Source organism: Lysinibacillus sp. UBA6686 (assembly GCF_002455205.1).
In the GTDB taxonomy this organism is placed as follows: domain Bacteria; phylum Bacillota; class Bacilli; order Bacillales_A; family Planococcaceae; genus Lysinibacillus; species Lysinibacillus pakistanensis.
In genome coordinates this window covers 61632-81167 of record NZ_DKJS01000023.1, presented here as the reverse complement: position 1 = coordinate 81167, position 19536 = coordinate 61632, and the positions used below count along the sequence as shown (strand labels likewise).

General features: G+C 33.3%; 16 protein-coding genes. 7 read left to right on the top strand and 9 right to left on the bottom strand.

What is annotated here, in order from left to right; all coding sequences use genetic code 11:
• Nucleotides 1-163: 163 nt before the first annotated feature.
• The 9 genes from B2R82_RS06200 to B2R82_RS06160 all read right to left on the bottom strand — a co-directional run bounded on the left by B2R82_RS06200 (nt 164) and on the right by B2R82_RS06160 (nt 14694).
• Nucleotides 164-3130 (bottom strand): phage tail protein, encoded by a 2967-nt coding sequence (locus B2R82_RS06200; protein WP_286924023.1) that lies wholly within the window; start codon nt 3128-3130, stop codon nt 164-166.
• Nucleotides 3118-3927 (bottom strand): distal tail protein Dit, encoded by an 810-nt coding sequence (locus B2R82_RS06195; RefSeq protein ID WP_286924022.1) that lies wholly within the window; start codon nt 3925-3927, stop codon nt 3118-3120. Before B2R82_RS06195 ends, B2R82_RS06200 begins: the two co-directional genes overlap by 13 nt.
• Entirely contained in the window at nt 3927-10322 is a 6396-nt protein-coding gene (locus B2R82_RS06190) for a peptidoglycan DD-metalloendopeptidase family protein (protein WP_286924021.1), read from the bottom strand. Before B2R82_RS06190 ends, B2R82_RS06195 begins: the two co-directional genes overlap by 1 nt.
• Nucleotides 10323-10484: 162 nt before the next feature.
• Nucleotides 10485-11000: a hypothetical protein gene (locus tag B2R82_RS06185; RefSeq protein WP_286924020.1), complete on the bottom strand. Its 516-nt coding sequence runs from the start codon at nt 10998-11000 to the stop codon at nt 10485-10487.
• Between the two features lie 71 nt (nt 11001-11071).
• Nucleotides 11072-12070: a hypothetical protein gene (locus tag B2R82_RS06180; RefSeq protein WP_286924019.1), complete on the bottom strand. Its 999-nt coding sequence runs from the start codon at nt 12068-12070 to the stop codon at nt 11072-11074.
• A 36-nt stretch (nt 12071-12106) separates the two neighbouring features.
• Nucleotides 12107-12862, bottom strand: a complete 756-nt coding sequence (locus tag B2R82_RS06175; protein WP_286924018.1) for a hypothetical protein — start codon at nt 12860-12862, stop codon at nt 12107-12109.
• Complete coding sequence (locus tag B2R82_RS06170) at nt 12859-13401, bottom strand: hypothetical protein (RefSeq protein ID WP_286924017.1); 543 nt, start codon at nt 13399-13401, stop codon at nt 12859-12861. The genes B2R82_RS06175 and B2R82_RS06170 overlap by 4 nt, the downstream gene beginning before the upstream one ends.
• A 247-nt stretch (nt 13402-13648) precedes the next feature.
• Nucleotides 13649-14125 (bottom strand): hypothetical protein, encoded by a 477-nt coding sequence (locus tag B2R82_RS06165; RefSeq protein WP_286924016.1) that lies wholly within the window; start codon nt 14123-14125, stop codon nt 13649-13651.
• Between the two features lie 65 nt (nt 14126-14190).
• Entirely contained in the window at nt 14191-14694 is a 504-nt protein-coding gene (locus B2R82_RS06160; protein ID WP_286924015.1) for a hypothetical protein, read from the bottom strand.
• Between the two features lie 186 nt (nt 14695-14880).
• On the opposite strand from B2R82_RS06160, the gene B2R82_RS06155 reads away from it, so the two are divergent.
• The 7 genes from B2R82_RS06155 to B2R82_RS06125 all read left to right on the top strand — a co-directional run bounded on the left by B2R82_RS06155 (nt 14881) and on the right by B2R82_RS06125 (nt 19465).
• Nucleotides 14881-16197 carry a hypothetical protein gene (locus B2R82_RS06155; RefSeq protein WP_286924014.1) on the top strand — a complete coding sequence of 439 codons (1317 nt, stop codon included), beginning with the start codon at nt 14881-14883 and terminating at the stop codon, nt 16195-16197.
• A gap of 10 nt (nt 16198-16207) precedes the next feature.
• Nucleotides 16208-17197: a hypothetical protein gene (locus B2R82_RS06150; protein WP_286924013.1), complete on the top strand. Its 990-nt coding sequence runs from the start codon at nt 16208-16210 to the stop codon at nt 17195-17197.
• A gap of 164 nt (nt 17198-17361) precedes the next feature.
• Nucleotides 17362-17823 carry a hypothetical protein gene (locus B2R82_RS06145; protein WP_286924012.1) on the top strand — a complete coding sequence of 154 codons (462 nt, stop codon included), beginning with the start codon at nt 17362-17364 and terminating at the stop codon, nt 17821-17823.
• 41 nt (nt 17824-17864) lie between these two features.
• On the top strand, nt 17865-18041 hold the full coding sequence (locus B2R82_RS06140; RefSeq protein WP_286924011.1) for a hypothetical protein: 177 nt from the start codon (nt 17865-17867) through the stop codon (nt 18039-18041).
• Between the two features lie 58 nt (nt 18042-18099).
• Complete coding sequence (locus B2R82_RS06135) at nt 18100-18393, top strand: hypothetical protein (protein WP_286924010.1); 294 nt, start codon at nt 18100-18102, stop codon at nt 18391-18393.
• Nucleotides 18394-18434: 41 nt separating this feature from the next.
• The gene (locus B2R82_RS06130; RefSeq protein WP_054771232.1) at nt 18435-18617 is read left to right on the top strand and encodes a hypothetical protein; all 183 of its coding nucleotides are present in this window, start codon (nt 18435-18437) and stop codon (nt 18615-18617) included.
• A 125-nt stretch (nt 18618-18742) separates the two neighbouring features.
• A complete protein-coding gene (locus B2R82_RS06125) occupies nt 18743-19465 on the top strand; it encodes a 3D domain-containing protein (RefSeq protein ID WP_286924009.1) in 723 nt (240 codons plus the stop codon).
• Nucleotides 19466-19536: the final 71 nt, after the last annotated feature.

Below are 19536 nucleotides of genomic sequence, written 5' to 3'. Positions count from 1 at the left end.
ATCAACTTCTTTAGCATCTACTGTAACTGTTGCAAATGTCAAACCTAGACCTAATGTAATTGCTAATAATAACTTCTTCATTAAATTCATTCTCCTTTACAATCATTTACACTTATAATTATATCTAACTGTACTTTTAAGAATAATCCAATAAAATAATTCATCAAGCATCACTTCGTTTTAATTGCGCTACGTTTTGTCCTGAACTGTCACGTATATAAACAAACGTAGAGTTATAAGCTATATATAGACCTTGTACATATTTTGAATCATTTGAATTGTTAGATGTTTGACAATATGTTGCAAAGTTTGAGAACTCAGCGTTTTTAGCATACCCAACTCTAATGTTTTCACCGTTAGCAGACCTACCACCCATAAAATCTATAGTAGTTCTATCAGAATAACCTAAATATAAGGTATGTGGTGCTGTTATAGTAACACTACCCAATGCACCAAGCATTAATCCATTAGAATTGGAAGTAATCCAATTTATACCGTTAGTGAATTCAATTGTAGAAGTTTCACCCTGTAAGGATAAGTTGCTACCAATCATTACACTCTCAGTAATATTGATATTAGCTGAGTTAATTTGCACACCATTGATAGTACCACCATTGATAGTGGTTCCGTTTATAGTTGTTCCAGAAATAGTACCACCATTTATCGTAGTTCCATAAATATTCGAAGCTGTGATATTCCCACTAAAGGTAGCATTCCCATAAATATCAATTTCAAAGGTTTTTGTACCATTCGTATTGTATCCACGAATACCATAGTCGTCGATTTTAACCCCGCGATTTGGAGAAGTAGATGTCTGAATAAGAAAGTTTTCCTGAGATGTCATTCTACCTGAATTAGCATTTAGCTCAAAAGTAATGCCACCAGAAGCGTTATAACCTGTAATTCCTGAAGAAGTAATCACTACACCACGATAAGAGGAAGGGGAGGACTTAATAGTTAAATCGCCGATAATTTCAACTTGACCTGTTGTTGCATCGACATTAAAGGTACGTACACCGTTGTTATTAAAAGCTCTAAAGCCGCTTCCATCTAATTGAGTGCCTCGATGGGCATTGGAGGATGATCGAATATCAATTGCACCATCATATACCCGTAAGCCATATTTATATTGGGAAGGGGCGTCTGGATGAGGGTACCTGCCAAGATGCACTTTAATTTTTCCATTTGTATCATAAACGGATTGAAGTCCGTTATAAATCGTGACTATGCCTAATTCATCTTCGATATGTAGTTTATTCCCTAACAGTAGTCGTCCAGCTATTACCTCTGCGTGTACTCCACGCTTAGAAATCGCCACAGCTATAGAGTTGCCACCGTCAGGAGTTATGGCCATTAAGGCGTTATTAATTACAAGGTAGGTTTTATCATCTTGTAAATCCTTGGAGTATAGTCCTCGTTCATTGATTGTAGTAGAATTTGCATAACCTCCGAGGAGGATATTTTTAGCCGTATCAAATTCACTATTAAGAATTTGTGTGACACCGTCCATTGCATCTTTGCCTTGATTCCATTTGTACTTATCCATATTGACTGTGGTAGATGTATTGGAGATGTCATAAATGACTTTCTTTAATTTCCCATTCTCATCCACAACATCTTTGCCATTAGCAATCGTTAAATTGACAGAGTCATTATTAAAATCAAATTGCATTTCTATAATTTTTAATGTTAGCCTGACACGAAGTTCATCATTTTGAACTCGGATAATGTCACCAATTGCAATTTGTTTCATTGACATGGTTTCATGAAGATTGCTTAAATAACCTTCTAATCCGACATTGACATGAATAGGTGGTTCGTTTAGCATTTTAAATATTTCTTTAGCCTCTTCCAATAAATCCTTTTCATCCGTAATAGAATCGTTGTGGTGTTCTTTGACAATGATGTATTTATTTAATTCTGTGATTTCTTCAGGGGAAAAGTTATGTTCCATTTTTAATTGAAGACCTAAATCCAACATCTGCTGCTCAATATTCATTAATTGTATGTTCAAAGTTGCGATCTGCGAATTTTTATTATTAATTTCATTTTGTTTAGTATTAATGCGGGAAATAACATTTGACCAATCAGCTCTACCAGGTGCTTGATCTTGATAGGTATAGTTGATAACATCTCGTTCATTTAAATAGGTTTTTAATTGAGTTTCTAAATTAGATAATTCTTGTTCTTCTTGCTGAATGTCATCTTGTTTTGTTTTCTTCTGTGCTACTAATGAATCGAAATGACCCTGGAATGATTGTAATTTTCTTTTGTATTTTGTCAGAGCTATACATAATTGATTAGACATATAATCCGATTGTTTTATTACGTTGTAGTTAGTGTCACATTCAAAAGGATACATAAAGTAACTAAAATCCTCTAAGTAGTTTGAACCAGTAGGGGAGAGCGTTCGAAATTCTAAGCCGTCCTGACCGTAAGCTTTTAAGCGGGTGACCATATCTTCGGCCTTAGTTGCTACTGAAAGGGAATCAAGTAATATGCCCTCTTTTAGCCTAACACCGCGATTCATTCCTATATGATTAGGCTGATGAAGATTAACCTTACGATTCTTCGTATCCCAGACAATTAATGCATTAAACCTTTCCGCAATATCAAATAAGCACTGTAAAACTGTGGCAGAACTTACATCAAATGAGCGATATTTCAAATTAAATGCAGCATCCACATAGTCTAACTTCCATTCCGTTTCTGCTAAGAAAAAATTTACATATTCAGATAGAGTTTTAGAGGTTTCTTCATAGTCGCGAATGTTTTTGTCTGCTAATTCAATACCACAGCTATAGGCTGTATAAGAAATTGAATTTCCATCGTTGCCTACTTGCTTATTTTTATCTAAAAAAAGGAAATATTCTACTTGATTGTTGTAGGTCATTTTTAAATAATAGCGATCTTTGATTAGATCAATTAAAGGATTGTCTACTAAAATATGCTGTCGTTCAATTTTTGTAGGAATCGTAAAACTGATTTCGTTAATAGCTCCTAGGCGAATAGTTAAACTTAATCCATATATTTCCTTTAATGGTGAGATAACAGTACGGTCAGGTTTACAAAGTTTTAATAGTGGATAAGTATGATCACTTACCGTATTTGTATAGCTTATAGCTCCCATGTTAATTCACCTCCTTCCTGTAGGTATTTGTATTCAACACTAAATTCAATTTTATAATTCCCTTGGAACTGTATCTCATAATTAGAATTACATTCTCTCGCTTCCTCCCCCTGAAAATCTAACCAATAGTCATTATGAAAATCATATAAATAACGAGAATTATATTCTTGAGAGGACACAATCATTTCATTTTCACAGTCAACTGTAACGATTTCATTAGCTAAAACGTTTGTAATGATAAATTCCTTATTATCTGTGATGTTTCGAATAATAATCGGAATCTTATCTCCAATTTGTGTTATTTTTAAAAAAGGTCGAATGGTTGCATCGCCTTCATTGAAAAAACTCCAAATTTCTTCACCATCCACATGAAAATCATATGTTTTCTTAGGGGAGTAGCGGTAGGCATCTTTACATCTAAAGGTTAATTCAATAAAACCTTCCCTCAATCCGTTATGAATAAGCTTGGGTTCGCCTGTCAACATTGCATAATAGATTTTCTCAGGTTCATTATTAAACCAAAGGGGGCAATAGAAATCCGTCCATAACCATCTTGCAATAGCTCGAATATTATTTCTATCTCTCCAGTCTTTAATCCAAATAGCCATAGAAAAAGAGAGTGGCTCAATCTCCACTCCCTTAAAGTAACGCTTTTTTCCTTTAAAAACAGACGTATCAATTATATTCCTTGAAGGAAGGAATGTCTCTTCGTAAAGTCCACTGCTTGGATTAATCATCATTACTCCCATATCCTCAGAGGATATCCCATTGAAAGTAAAGCTAGTGTTTTCGAGCATTATTTCACTCCTTTCTTAACTCTTAAATCATTCCAAATATCTTTTGCAAAATTATTAGCCGTTGTTTTATTGGCGATCATTTCACCAATATCAAAATTGAATTCATATGTATCACCCCCCATACTAGCTACATTACTAATTAAGCTTGTAGGATTACTAATAGTATGTATCATTGGTGTGAAGAAGTTTGCGGCTCGTTCCATTATATTTGCCATATCTAATAGGCGCTTTGTATCAATAGGGGAGTTGATTAATTCATTAGGATGAACAATTACTTCTTTGCCTCCTTTACCATCAATACCATTCCCACTCCATTTTGTCATCCCTCCATGTAAAGCAGAGGCTTTATTTCCTAATAGTAATTTTGCCCAATTTTTTAATTCATTTTGCATTTCTGTACTATCAAAAATAGTATAATTTTTCATGACAAAGTTACTTAAACGTACCAAATCTTCATTACTTAATTTACTTATCTCAGTATTGTAACTAGAATTTGTTTCAATAGAAGAGTTTTCTCTGCGTCCTGCTTTTGCTATCGTATGAGCTTTTTCCCGAATATTAGCAGCTCTGACAGGAGTTGCATTGCTAGCTAATACATCTGTCATATATTTCCCCATAATTACTTTAAAGTCAGCATCAGATAAATGTCTAATTTGTGAAGTTGAATTTGTATTTTGAGGAAGTTCATCTGGTGAATAATTCATCCCAGCTAAATATAATCGATTTGATAAATCTATAATCTTTCTTTGATATTCAGGTGTCATAACAACAGTAGCATTGCTTTTTAAAAATTCACTGAATGCTGTTAAATCGGACTTAGATAAGCTATTAATTATACTATCAAATGAATCTGTAGCTTTAAATTCAGAACCATTTTCCCGACCTTGTGAGGCTAGTGTATGAGCTTTTTCCCGAATATTAGCAGCTCTTATGGGATTATCAACTTGCAGTGCTAAATTATCAGTTAGATATTTTCCTAGTAAAACCTGCATATCTCCAAGACTGAGTTTACTATTTTTAATAGAATTTTGATACGAAGAATCGTTGTCAGCAGAAGAACCATAAATACCTGTAGGAATAGAAGAATTCTGTACAAGCGTCATAAGGTTCATAGCTTCTTTTAGTGTATCAATAATGTTTTGACGGATAGTTAGACCAACTGCTTTCATAGTTCCATCTAAATTGTTTCCTAATTCTGGCATGGTCATCTCTAGCCAGTCTATGAAACCACCGAATTCTAAACGGATATTTTCGAAGTTACCACTAACAATATCTTCTCGTATTTGTGCAAACTTTCGTTCATCGTTTAATAAATCATTGTAATGTTGTTCCCAATAACTCTTTAGGTCATCTATACGTTTCAATTCTTGATTATGATAGTCATCTTCAACTTTAGATTTACCATCTATCTCTTTGTCTTTCATTTCAAGAAGATCATTTAGACTTTGCTTCTGTAGTTCTATATCTCGATCATGACGTTTTTCTTGAATGTCCTCTTCAATGTTGAAGAGTTGCTCTTCAAGTTTTTTACGTTTAGACTTTGCCTCATGACTATCATCAAGAGAGAGGAGCGCAATTTGACGTTGAATATCATTTTTCTCTTTCTCTAATTTGTCAATATCCATAGAGTAATCCCGTTCAGCTTCTTGTCGATCAATTAATCGAAGTCGTTCTTCTATAGCTTCTCGAAATTTATTTCTCTCATCGTCAATATTTTTCATGATATTTTCATGACGCTTATTTTCAGCTTCAGTTTCAAATTCATATTGGCGAATAACGGCATCTTTTTGTTCCTGAATGTAATCTTTATAGGCCTTGATGAGTGTTTCTGCCAAGTCTTTTTTTTGTTTAATAATTTTAGATTCTATTTGTGTTTCTGTTTTAAGTATTTCCGATTTCTTATTTTTTAGTTCTAAATTATAATTTTGAAGATCTTCTTTTAAAGCTTTAATATCATCAGGATTCAACTCTACACTTCTTAATTGATTTTGAGTAATTATTATTTGGTTATTAATGTCTTCACTTAATCCATTCAATAAAGAAACCTGGGAGTTTAGCTCCTTTAGTACATCACCAGAGCGCTCTAATTCTTTAACTTTTGCTTCGTTTTCAGTCATTGAATCGCTCACAGTTTCATACATGGACTGAATGATTTTGCTTTGTTGCAGTTTGAACTCTTTTTCCTTAATTTTTTCATCGAATCTTGTTTGAAGATTAATGATAATCTCATAATTCCTATGACGTAATTCAACTGATAAATCTTGAATTTGAACAGTTAATGCAGCATATTTGTCTTTTAATTGCTCTAGAATTTCTCCTGAATATTTACCAGATTTTATTTGAGCTTCTAAATACTTTAATTCATTTTTATTAATAGCTTGCTTCTTCTCCATATGAGAAGTAATCGATTGAAGAGTTTGAATGTAAGCATTGGAATTAGAATCTAGTTCTTTCAGCTTGGAGCTTTCAAGTTCGATTTTGGAGTCCTCGGTTTTGCGCTGAGCTTCGTATACATCTAAATAAGCCAGAGACATCTCACCTAATGCTGAATTAACAGAATGCATTTCAGTTTTGAGTTCGAGCATTCGATTTGAATATTCTTCTACAGTTTGACTATTTAAACCTTTTGTAGTAGTTATCTTTTCTAAAAATTCTAGCTCCTGCTGATTGACTGCTTGTTTTTGCTCCAAATACTTTGTTTGCAAATCCAATGTTTTAGTGTATCTGTCAGATGATTTATCTACTAATTTTATCTTTTCTTCTTCATGAGATAGATTAGCATCGATAACAGAACGTTTACGATCAAATTTCTCTAAATATGTATCAAGAACTCTTTTTTCTAAATCTGTAATGTTTACTTTCTGTTGAACAATATTATTTGATAGGGAATTTAATTCGGAAATAGCTTGATCAATAGCCTGCTGTGATGTGTCAATAGCAGTATAATTTGTAGAACTTACAGAGCCTGATTTTGCATTGTTTAAGTAATCAATGGGGTTGATCGGTACATTTCCATTTTTATTAATTTCATAATGTAAATGTGGACCAGTGGTTTTACCAGTTGAGCCAACAGTTCCTATTTGCTGTCCTACTTCAATTGTTGAACCCAATTTAGCAACTGCTTTATCTAAATGAGCGTAAATATGTTTTAAATTATTTGCATCTTGAATAACAACGATATTACCATAGGTTGAATCGTAGTCATTATCTTCTGCTCGACCACTGGCAATTACTTTACCACTAATATTTGCGTCTACCTTAGTTCCTCGAGACATAGCAATATCTATGCCACGATGATTATCTAATTCACCGTTTAACATTCTATTTCCAAAGTTACTTGATATTTTACCTGACCAACCACTTAGCTTTTGAGATGTAGTAGATGTGGAAGCATTTGAAACCGTTCCAGTCTTATTAATTTTTCCGGAAGAAATTTGAGATTTAAGAGATTTTTCTTGGCTTTCAAGTAAATTTAACTTTTCCCTTTCAAGCTTAAGCTGAGCCTGCAGTGAATTTCGATATTCATCAGAATGCTTTGGGAAATTAGATTGAACTTTTACTTGATTTTCAATTTCGGAATTGAGCTTTTCTAAAGATTTTTTAAATGTGTCTGTGATATAGATGGAATCTTTTGTTGTTTTGTTGGATTCTTTCGCTGTTTTATTGGCAGCATTGAATGCCTTTTGTGATGAACCTTTGGCAGAAATAAATTTATCAATTGAGGATATATTACTATCTAAGATTTTTTGGAAGGAATTTAACTCATTTGTTTTTTCCTCAATTTTGTCATTATTAGCAGCTTGAACCATAGAAGCTCGCGATGCTGCAAGACCTTCTTCATTGGTCATCTCAGAACCTTTATCTTGTTTATCAATAAATTTCTGTAATGATAAATTAACGGCCATTAAAGATTGAATTTCACTTTTTTTAACCTCAATTCGATCTTTAGCCGCTTTGGCAGCATCCACTGTCATCTGTTGTTCAACACTTAATTTTCCATCACGAACCAATTGGTATGCTTTTAATAATGTTTCATTTGCATGATTTTCAGCTTGAATGGCATTAATTTTTTCTTCACTTAAGGTTATAGCTTTACCATCTTGGTCAAGAAGAGAAGGGTAGAGTTTATTTAAACTACTCATAATCAAATCTTTTGAATTCAATTTATCTATTAGACTCTGCTCTTCAGCTGATAAATTACCTTTTTGGTTAAGGTTACGAATTTCTTCTTCAGTATAACCATTTAACTGATTTGTTAATGATTCATATTGGAATAATAAATCCGAAGTATCATTTACTTTTTTCTGTGATACACCTGCTTGTTGTTCATAAATGGTTGTTAATTTTTCTACTTCTTCGTTGTAACCAAGAACTTTGTCTTTTGCTTCAGCGAATGTTAAGTTATTAACTTTCATTTCATTGGACAGTTCTCTTTGAGTTCGAGTTGTATCAGTAAATCGTTTTTCCAACGAACCCATAATACTATTTACTTCTTCTTCGCTTAAACCAAGCTTTAATAGGTCATCAGATATATTCTCTATTTTATCGTGAGTTTGACTTGCCATTGAGTTAAACGTTTCAGATGTAGCATTTTCCATATTTTGAAAGGAACCTATAACGTCATTAATTAATGTAGAGGCGTCTTCGTTTGAAAATAATGATGTTAATGATTCTTGCAAAGTATCTAAATCGGATGTATTTGCAGCGGCAATTAATTGAGCAGCAAAACCTTCAGCATTGTTTTTAACACTGTCTGTTAATTTATCGTTTTCATTGATAACATCAGCAATATTTGATATATAGTCATTTTTTTGAGCTAAAACATTTTGATTAAGCTCGGATTCGGTTTTAATAATTTCTTCTTTATGATACTTGAGAGCATCGCTTAGTTCTTTGTAATCATCTGCAAGTTTTTTATTGCCACTTTTCTCAGCAGCAGATTGAAGTTTATTAAATTTCTTTATTTTATCGTCAAAATCTTCTGGAGAATCTAACATTGGTTTATGATTATAACCATAAAACATTTCTTTTGTTGGCAAATTTTTAGCTTTTTTTCTTAGATCCTTTGCAGCATCATTTAGTTTACTGTCATACTCATCCTCTAAGTCAGAAATAGCACCTTTTCGGGTTTTTATATCTTCATTGCGTTTTTCTTTGGTAGCTTCGCCAGCAATTTGCGTTTCTAAAGCCTGCTGTTCTTTCAGAAGTTCGATTTTTACTTTCAGAGCCTCTGAAGAACCAATTATTTTATTACCATATTCATCTTCATGGGCAACCATATGAGGTAAAAGTTCACCCAGTCGATTAGAAATATCCTGATATTCTGCAAGAACAGTAGGATCAGCATTTCCTAATGCCATGGATTTCTCTAATTGAGTATATCTATCTACTTGACTATTGATTTCATTTGCATTTGAACTATAGGATTTCAATATTTCTTGGTCTTCAGCTTTTAATTCCTCAAGTTTTTGTTTTTCTTTTTCTTTATATTCTGAATACTTATTTAACGCAAATTCACCAATACTTATGAGAATTCCAGCTATATTAAATCCTCTAATTGCCTTAGGAGATAAAGTTGTACCGCTAACTTCTTCTGCAAATGTTTTAAATGTGGATACTTGACCCATCCAACTCGTTATAGTAGATATTGACACATTAGCACTTTGAGCCGCAGCGGCTGTATTTTTTCCAAAGGCCTCGATACCTTTGTTAATCTTTTCTAGTTGTTGTGGGATGTCTGATAATCCTGCTATGTTTAAGCCTTCACCAAGCTGAATATTGGATAGCTGGGTGTTTAAATCTGTTATCTGGGAAGTTAGTTGTTCGAAATCGGCTGTATCTGCATAGGCCTTATTCAATTCATATATCGAATATAAATTGGATTCTAAGGCTTGTAGATTTGCAAGTGTTTCTTGAATGCCTCCGAATTGAATATGATTAAAGCTGATAGTTTCTACTTCAGTTTTTAGTTTAGATACAATATTTTCTAATGTTCGTAGGTCACCAGCCGGGGTTTTTGCTAGCTGCTTGTAAAATTTGCTGACATTGATGTTGGCATCACCAAATGCTTGAGATAGTGTGTTAATTGATTTCACAGAGTGGGTGATCTGCTTCTTCAATTCGTCGAAAAATGAGAGGGAAGGGGTTGCGCCACTTCCGATTTCTTGATATTTTTGGTTAACGCTCTGTAGTTGTTGCTCCAGGGCTTGTAATTGTTTTTCAAACTCTAATAATATTTGAGTGTTGGGACCTTTTACATCTAAGTTCATTTTAATAGCAGGTATGTTTTTTAATCTTTTGATGTAGGTCTGTATATTTTTTTTTGAAATATCGTCATTGATACCTAGAGCAGCTAATAGCTCTATTGGTTTTGTTTGTCCACCACCAGTACTCAATCGATTTTCCCTCCTAATTTTAGATAACCGATCAATACAAGGCAGTGATCGATTCATCTTTCTTTATAGTTGTATAAAACAGTAAATATCCTAAAATATTCAAATACCCACCCAAAGAAGGTAGGGGAGTAGTTCAAAATTTTAACTATTTATGGGCAGAGGCTAAAATTCATCTGAAGTTCCTTCGGTGTCCTTAGCAGCAGTTGCTTGTAAAATATTGAAGTACTCTTTTTCCATTTCTAAAAATTTAATGCTTAAGTGCAATCGTTTATTAATTTCCTCTAATGCATTGGAGATTTCCTGCATGGTGAACATTTTTGTTAAAAATATGTCGTACCAGCCAATATCCACGAGATAATTCATTGTGGCAAAATGTGTTTCAATGGGTTTATCCTTTAATTCACTTTGTAAATCCGTAAAATGCTTAATGATTAAAAAGAAGATATAATTATTTAACTCATAATCATTTTCAAAATATTCAAGTTTATGCTGCTGAGCATATTCCAGCGAGTTCGCTAAATCATTGATCAATATCGTAATTTTACGTTTACTAAACTTTGGATAGTAATAGATGAACTTTCCTTGTTCTTTATCGATATAAAACTTTTGCTTCTTATTAATGGCATCAGCACTTTTTTGAATATCCGCTAACGTTAATTTTGTTTCACGTTTTGTCATTTTTTAAGCTCCTTTTATGTTCAATAGAAAGGGTAGAGAATTTAATCTCTACCCATTTTACATTAATTTATTTAAATAACATCTACGGCAATAGTTTCAACTAATGTTCCATCGGTTACTTCAATCATTGTTTGATCATTTGCTTTTGCGGAGGCACCTAACGTTACGACACCATCTGCATTAACACTTGCAATTGCTTGGGCTTTTGATGTCCACGTTAAATCACTATTTTGTAAAAGTACATTGCTATAGCCTGCACCACGAATACCTAATACTGAAATACGTTGAGAATCACCGGCAACCGCAGAATCTAGAACTAGACGTGATGGATTTGCAGCTAGAGCAGTAAATTGTACTTTTTCCTCAGATAAATTTCGAAGCTTAATATATGCATAGTTTCCTTTTTTATCTGCAAGTGAGCTCCCTGCTAGAGAAGAAGATGCTACACCCTCGTGTGTCATTGAAATTTCAACGGCACCATTCGGCTTGAAGTTTGGCACTTCAATAATAACTTCACCTGTTTTACCATTATTCGAACGGATATCTACATTTAATTCCATACGTACAGCCTTAGGGAAGGAATCAGCAGAGATTTCAATTGTATCCATCATCTCCTGAACAGCATAGACCACCTGTACTTCCTTACCTGCTAGTGCAGGAACCGTAATCTCTTTGCCAGCAGGCGTATATTGTGTAAATGTGCCGTTAAGCTGCTCAACATGAACCTGACCAATTGGTGTTTCGGCAAGCGTTCCTTTACCATTGGCATCAAGTAAAATAATTTCGTCAGTGTAGTACTCAGCCAGTTGGTGGTTGATTTCTGTACCGTTTTGTAAGGCGATATATGCCGTATCGAAAGCAGCATCTTCAATAGAGAATGTTAGTTCCTTTTGATAGTTCAGTTCATATACCTTTTTAGAGCCTTTTCCAGCATGAATGGCCTGAGTTTGAATAGCCTGTGTCATAGATGAATTTAGTAGTGTCTTACCATTTAAAATTAATTCATCTGTTAAGCGATCGAATAAACGAACATTTGCTACTGAAGTTAAAAATTGATTTTGTTGTGTCATAAAAGATTACCGTCCTTTTTGTAATTGTTTTTTATTTTAACTAGAGGCAAGCCCCAGTTTTTTCATTTGTTGATCAAATGCTGATTTTGTGATAATAACATCCTCATTTTTCTTTGGCTCCTCGATATGACTTAGCCAATGAGGAAGCTCATGCTCATTTTTAAATTCAACCATGCCTGAGTATCGAGCGTTGAGAATGGCATCACTGCTTACCATATAGTCCATTCGAATTAATCCTTTATGGAATTGGTAAAGCGTTAATTGTTCAATTTCATGATAGGGGAGTCCAGATTTACAATGGTAAGCTATTATTTGCTGCTCTAAGTCGGCCTGCTTTGTTTTTCTTTTTGCCATAAATGCCCGTGCTTCTTGAATGGCCTTTTTTGTATCTGGATCAATAAATTCATCCTCTAAATCAATTAGATTTTGCTCACTAATTAAAGTTTTAATCTTATCAAAATCACGTTCATGCAATGAAATGCCATTGACTGTTATCAAGACCATACCTTTTTCATTGATTGAAATTTGTATGTCCTCAGTTTTAAAGACTAGACGATATAAGGCAATTAATTTTTCAAGTAGGATATAGCCATCCTCGTTCTGCGCCATCGTAAGCAAAAACAATAAGTAAGACATTCTGATAATTTCTGGCTGCTGAAAGTCGTTTTTAGGTAAAAGTAAGCACTGTACAGCCTCATAAAATTCATCTGCATCCTTCATTTTTACAGGGTAGATCGATAACCCTTTATATGTAATTGGTTTGCCAAACGCCTTTTTAGTGACCATATTCATGATTTAAATCCCATAGGCTGTTGGCCAGAAGGCATGATGTAGGTCCAACGATAACCAACAAAACCATTTGGAACAGTTGTTATTGGGAGTCCGCTATGGAATCTTAAATCCCCAAATTCCTCGATGTCCTCCTGAAACAATACCTCATTTAGTACTTCACCAAGCCAATCTAATCGAAAATCAATATTGTTGGCAGAAGCAGGGGTATAGATATCAAAGATATACTGCTGGGTGCTTGAATATGGGTTATCTGTAAATTGATTGATGCTTTTCAGATAGTTTTTTTGAGGTATACGTGAACCTGTGTAGAAACAAATTCGACAAGTATTGGTTTCCAACGCTAAATCATTTGTTTTATCACCGATAACTAGTACATTTTGAAGAATATGATCTTTCTCAGGTAACTGTGAGACATTCATTTTTAAAGGATCGAGAGGATCATCCTCTGTATCTTTGGGCATGTAGTATAGTAAACGGAGGAGCTTCTCATCATTTACTAATAAGTGATAAAATTCAGTTATTGTTTTTACGATTTTCATTCTCCTTTATCCTCCTAAAGAAGAGTGCTATTTTCGAAGGTTTCAATATAGAAAATAACAATAGAATATGTATTTTTTACATTAGTTTAAACATACAATCGGCATCACCTTCTTTCATGTATTAATAGAAGTTAATCAAATGAGATCTACTTCTTATTGATCCTCTATATTATATGAAACCTTCATTATGGGGCTGTAAACTGAACAGCCCCATTAGAAAATTTCATATTTTATATTAATTCATTTATTAGGTAAAATCCTCTTCCGCATCTTCAATCCCAAAGCTAATTGCTTCAAAATAGGAGATACCTGAAAATGTGTTATGTCTGCTAGAGCCTTTTGCCATCTCTTTCAGCTTATGATGAGAAAGCACGTAATTATCCTGTAAACGATGTGACGTATTATGATTTCTTAATAGTTTCATAATTTGCCTGCTTCTTTTATGACGCTTTTTTGCTTCTTTTATATACGCTAAATTTTCTTGTTCTAGTAAAAGTTCATCCCTAGTAAAATATCCTTTTGTTATGTAATAGGCAAGCATGTCTAAAATAATAGTAGTATGATAGGTTTGAGCAGTTATGCTGAAATAGTCATCTAATGTGATCTCTTTCCCTCGGTAAACCACTTTTTCTTTTTCTAAAAGCGTTTGTATGTATTGGACTCTGTCTTCAATAGGAAGCTCCATTCGCAATTCAATGATTAAACTAGGTAATTGTAATTTCATATTATTTCTCCTTCTACCTATTAGGTTGGCTAGTGCAGGGTAAAATCCACCTTTTTCGCCCAGGTCTATTTTTTACATTTTTTGCATTGTGAATGGAGAAGATCTTTACTGCTACTATTGACACTAAAAAATTCATCTGTCGCAGGGAGGATATCTTTGCATTTACTACAGCTTTTTGTTTTTAAATGCAACTTGTTAATATAGGTAGCTTTGCGCCATTGTCGATCGTTTTCTTGTTTTATTCGTAAACAAATCGTGTTAAATTTACTTCCTACTGTTTTAACAGGTATTCCTAAAATTTTACCTATAGTATAGTAGGAATAGTCTTTAGCAATATAATGAAGTAATTTAATTTGTTCTTTATTTAAGGACTTTTTAATTAATTCATCTAAATCGGCAAATAGGCTAATAACTTCTGTGTTTAATTTCAATGAATTGGTCGCACATGCCCCTTGATTTAAGCTGGTATCATCAATAGAGCCTCTAAAAGTTAATAGTTCTTTAATAACGATTACATCTGATAACACAAGTTGTCTATACTTTGTATCCTTATAAGTTTGATATGCCATTGCTACATCCCCCTTTATTTTTATACTTTAGCCTATTATAATTCAGTTTAAAAATAAATCAATATTTTAAATTAATTTATCTATTAAATTTTGAGAATTAATTTAAATGAAATAATTTAAAAATTTACAAATTAAAATTGCTTATGCTACTATTGACTATAGTCAAAAATAAGGGAGCGTGTAGAGGTGAGAGTTGGCAAAACGAAAGAATTATTAGTTGAACAAATAAAAGCTAGAATCCCTCTGTTAGTGCAGCATAATGGGATTTTAGATGAGATTGCCATACAGCTTAATAAATATAACATAAGCTTAGGCAATATTATTGAACTGATAAATGATCACAATAAACTAATAGAGGCACAGCTACAGGAATTACTATTGCTTGGTGAACAGCTTCATTTAAAGTTTGCGGATAGTGACCAAGACTGGATCAAAGAATGGCTCAATCCTTCAGAAATTAAAGAACTGAGATTGTACATAAAAGAATCACCTTACGAAGAAATTATCACTTTACCTTATACTTTCGAGAACGTTATAAAAACAGGGCACAATGAATATGCAGCAATCATCCCTAATTCAATCATCGGTAAGCTGTGGATGAGTGGGATTACCATGTATAATCCTAATATTCAGCGACAGGCAAAAAAGAAGAGAGTTAAAAATGAAATAATAGAGGTTATGAATTTAAATCCTAAATCTTTGCGCGAGATTGAAAAGCAAACTTTAGATGGTGATTTAATAACTTCTACACTACGCTATAATGCCAAGGTTGGTACCGGGGAAGATGGAGTTGAATTAATTTATGATGATAGAGAAAAATCGCTCACATTATTAGAGGGCACACAAATAGATGTTTTAGATGGTGCGCATCGAACATTCTCTATCTATAATGCCTATATGAAGAAGGTTGATTTGGAAGGGAATATGATCGTAATTTTTTCGAATATGACGGAGGCACAATGTAAAAGAGTTCAGGTCGATATGGCAAAAGCCAATCCAATTCCTAAACCGAGATTACGGGAGCTAGCAAAAGATAAATTAGCGGATGAGGTTGTGATTGAATTAAAAGCGGATGGTGAATTAAAGGGAAGAATTACCTCCAATTCAAATGTTAAATATTCATATGGGGAAGTTGTTACTTTCTCGGAATTGTCGGATGCCATCGATCATAGCTTCCAACTAGAGAATCGTCTAGAAGTCATCGAGGTTGCGAAGGTGATAAATGATTATATGATGTATCTTTTCGCCTATTATAAATCAAATTTATCAGATAAAAACTCTTTAATGTTTAAAAGTAGAATGTTTATAGGCCATATTGAATTAGCGGCAAGAATGTTTGAGCATACAATTCCGTTTGATAATTTACGTCAATATCTCAATAAAATCGATTTTTCAATGGATAATCCATTATGGGAGGAAATTGGAATTCTTAAATATGGCAGCATGAGCGCGCGTAGCAGAACTAAAATTCAAACAGTATTTCAACATTTACTAAAAGAATGAGGTGTAAAAAATGATCCTTAAAGATAATGTTTTTAATAAAGATATTAAAGAATGGTATTTAACTTCATTAGACATCCAAGAAAACAGTTTAACTACTTATTTATCATTGTTTAATAAAGCAACCGTACTCGAAAATCAAAAAAATAAAGATATATTTGATATGAATAAGGTAGAGCTTGAAGAGTTATTTTACAGCTTGAAATCGCCTAGTCCACAATCTTTAAGTGCATCAATTGGTTTTATCATCAGATATATAGAATGGGCAATTGCCAATGGCTATACGAATAATCGTTCACAACGGCTTCCTACCAGCATTACTATGGACTATTGCAGTACATTTGTCTATAAAGCATCCATTATTCGCTATACTAGAGAGCAATTGTTTAGCTATATGAACCTGTTTGATGATCAAAGACATGCTGTATTTCTTCTCTGTTTATTTGAGGGAATTAAGGGGGAAGGCTACAGTGAAATCTTAAATTTAAAAATGGCTGATTTAGAAAATAGCAATGGGGTATACTTAGCAAAGCTGACGAATAATAAGGGCTATAGCAGGGTTATTGAAATTTCCGATGAGCTCTATTGGAGGCTAGAAAAATTAGATAAGATTTCCTCTACAAGTAAGAAGCCAAAACAGGGACAAAAATATTTTTCCGATAGTACCTACATTTTTAAGAAGGCAAATGCAAAGAGTGAGGATATCCAATTAAGGGCATCCTTTGGCAATAGAGCATTGGATTTAGCGAAAGTAATTTTTGATAATCATAATTTAATTGCAAGTACAATTCAGGCATCAGGGATGATGTGGTATATTTGGGAATTGGTTCGCCAGAATGAGGTGAAAGTCGTCAATAAAGAAATATTAGAGAAGGTTGCAAGTAAATATGATACTGGGTATGTGGATAAAAATAACCAGTATGTTAGTTTTTCTATACTTCGGCACAAAATAGACCTAGATTTTATAAATACAAATTATGGACAGATAATAATGGACGTTTAGAACTGGTTAATACCAGTTTTTTTTATTTATCATAGAATATCCATTCTAAATAATTGTAAATATTCTCTAAAAATAAACTTGAAAACGAACAGATGTTCGTGATAGAATGAAAACAAGCTAATTTTGTATGGAGTCGGTCCGCACAATTTTAAAGGGGGATGTAAATGAATGTAAGAGAAACAACGGCAGTAATAGAATTAGTGCTTTACAATGATCGAGATATCTCCAAAGAGCTAATGAGAGATTTCTACGGCGGTATAACGAATGTGATTTTAAACGATGAAGGAGGACATGCTCTCGAATGCCAATGTATGGATAGTTCAGTAACTAGTTTAATACTGATGGATAAACAAACGGAGGAGGAGGATCAATTAATAAAGGAGATAGGGGATAAAAAATTTATTTATAAAAAATCACCCAATTGGGAAATCCATTTTGACAGCTTAGTGCAATTAGATGCAGATCAGGAAAATATTTATTATGTTGTCGAATTTCAAAATATTATTTATTTATACAATGGAATACGACGAAAATCTATTATTGATAAAACGATCACATCTTTGAGAAGTCTTAAAGAATATTTAGATAAACACTACCCTGCCTATAAAATTCTCGAAAGGTTATAAAGAGCAACGTTGGGAGAAATCTAAAAAATGAGGTGTTACGCTTGGACAAGCATTTAATGAAAGAATTAGCATCTGAGATTGTCGAGCAATCGAGGGGAAGAATTAGCATGTTAGAGGCAGAAGCTCTTGCAATTGTTTCCATCAGTAAGATGAAAAATTGTAAGTTGACAAACTATAAGGAAAAAGTCATTCAAAAAATAATTCATAACTACGCATAGAGCCTTTTGCTAAAACTATTTAGATAAATTAATTAAAAAATACAAAGGAGAGATAAATATGGAGAAAATAATTTTAACGGAGATGAAACAGGTAATGAAAGATTTTGGGGAAGTTTTTAGTATGATCAATCAAGGAAAAGTATTCGAAAATGAAACAAATGTAAAGGAATGTATCAATAAGTGTAAAAAGCTTCAATTGGAATTGATGGATTCTATTAGATTAATTGAATTAACATTTATGGAATTACAATCGAAGCGTGATCAAGCTCTATTAGCTACTGAGTCAGATAGTGAATCAAAGCTTAGGCAGCTAGATGACCTTTTGTTAGCAATCAATAAAAAAACAACATAGTTTATCATACTATGCATCATTTAATGAAGGGAATGAGTTAAATGAGTACTGTAAAGAATGAACATACAAAGGGTTTCAAGGTTGATTGTCTTGCGATGGCATTAGCTTATAAGGAGATGGGGGATTTGAATTTAACGATTGCAAAGGAAATGGATTATCTGGAGTGGGAAGCGATAAGAATTATTGAGTCATTTTTAGAGAAAATGAATGCACTAGAGATTTGAGAAATTATACATACTTAGTAAATATGAAAAATACATATTCAATAATTAAAAATATAGTTGGAGATCTTATGAATGTATATAAAGTTGTTTTGATAGTATGCTTTAGCTTCCTCCTATCATTTTTTATGTTAGAACAAACCGGAGAAGATATCGTTTATCTTCATTCAGAAGAAGACTCCCACCTTGGTGGTGAGATGAATGCTGTCTTGGTTCCTTTTCAGTGGGTGTCCAAACGCCTACTGAATGAAGATAAAGTCTCCGGCGGATGTCACGGATTTTCAAAGGAAGGAATTGTGCAAGTACAATTCAAAATCCGGACGAAATTACGCCAAGGCGAAATAGATAAGAAATTAGACTTGGAAACAATTCTTCAAAATACACCAAAAAGCAATCATGGGCATGCATTTGAAATGATTCAAAGGGAAGCTGAAAGGATCAGACAGGAAAATCATCAAAGGCAACTAGAGCAAAATCGAATAAAACGGGAACAGGAAGTTCGAAAAGAGCGACTAAAGCTAAACAATAATAGTTTACAAGAGCAAAAATGGTTAAAATTTCACGCTACTTATTACGGTAGAGATTGTAGGGGATGTAGCGGCATTACTGCTACAGGGATTAATGTACAGAGGACCATCTATTTTAAGGAGCTACGAATTGTTGCTGTGGACCCTACCATTATCCCATTAGGAACTATTGTTGAAATTAAAACACCTAATGAAAGATTTAAGGCCATTGCTGCTGATAAAGGTGGTGCAATCAAAGGGCATCGACTTGATATACTCGTGGAATCTGAAGAGATTTCTGTTCAATATGGCAGACATGACGTGCAATTACGCATAATAAACTAATAGTACATACATTTAATACATATCATGAGGAGCATAATATTTTAGGCTCCTCATAGTGTTGAAAAACTAAA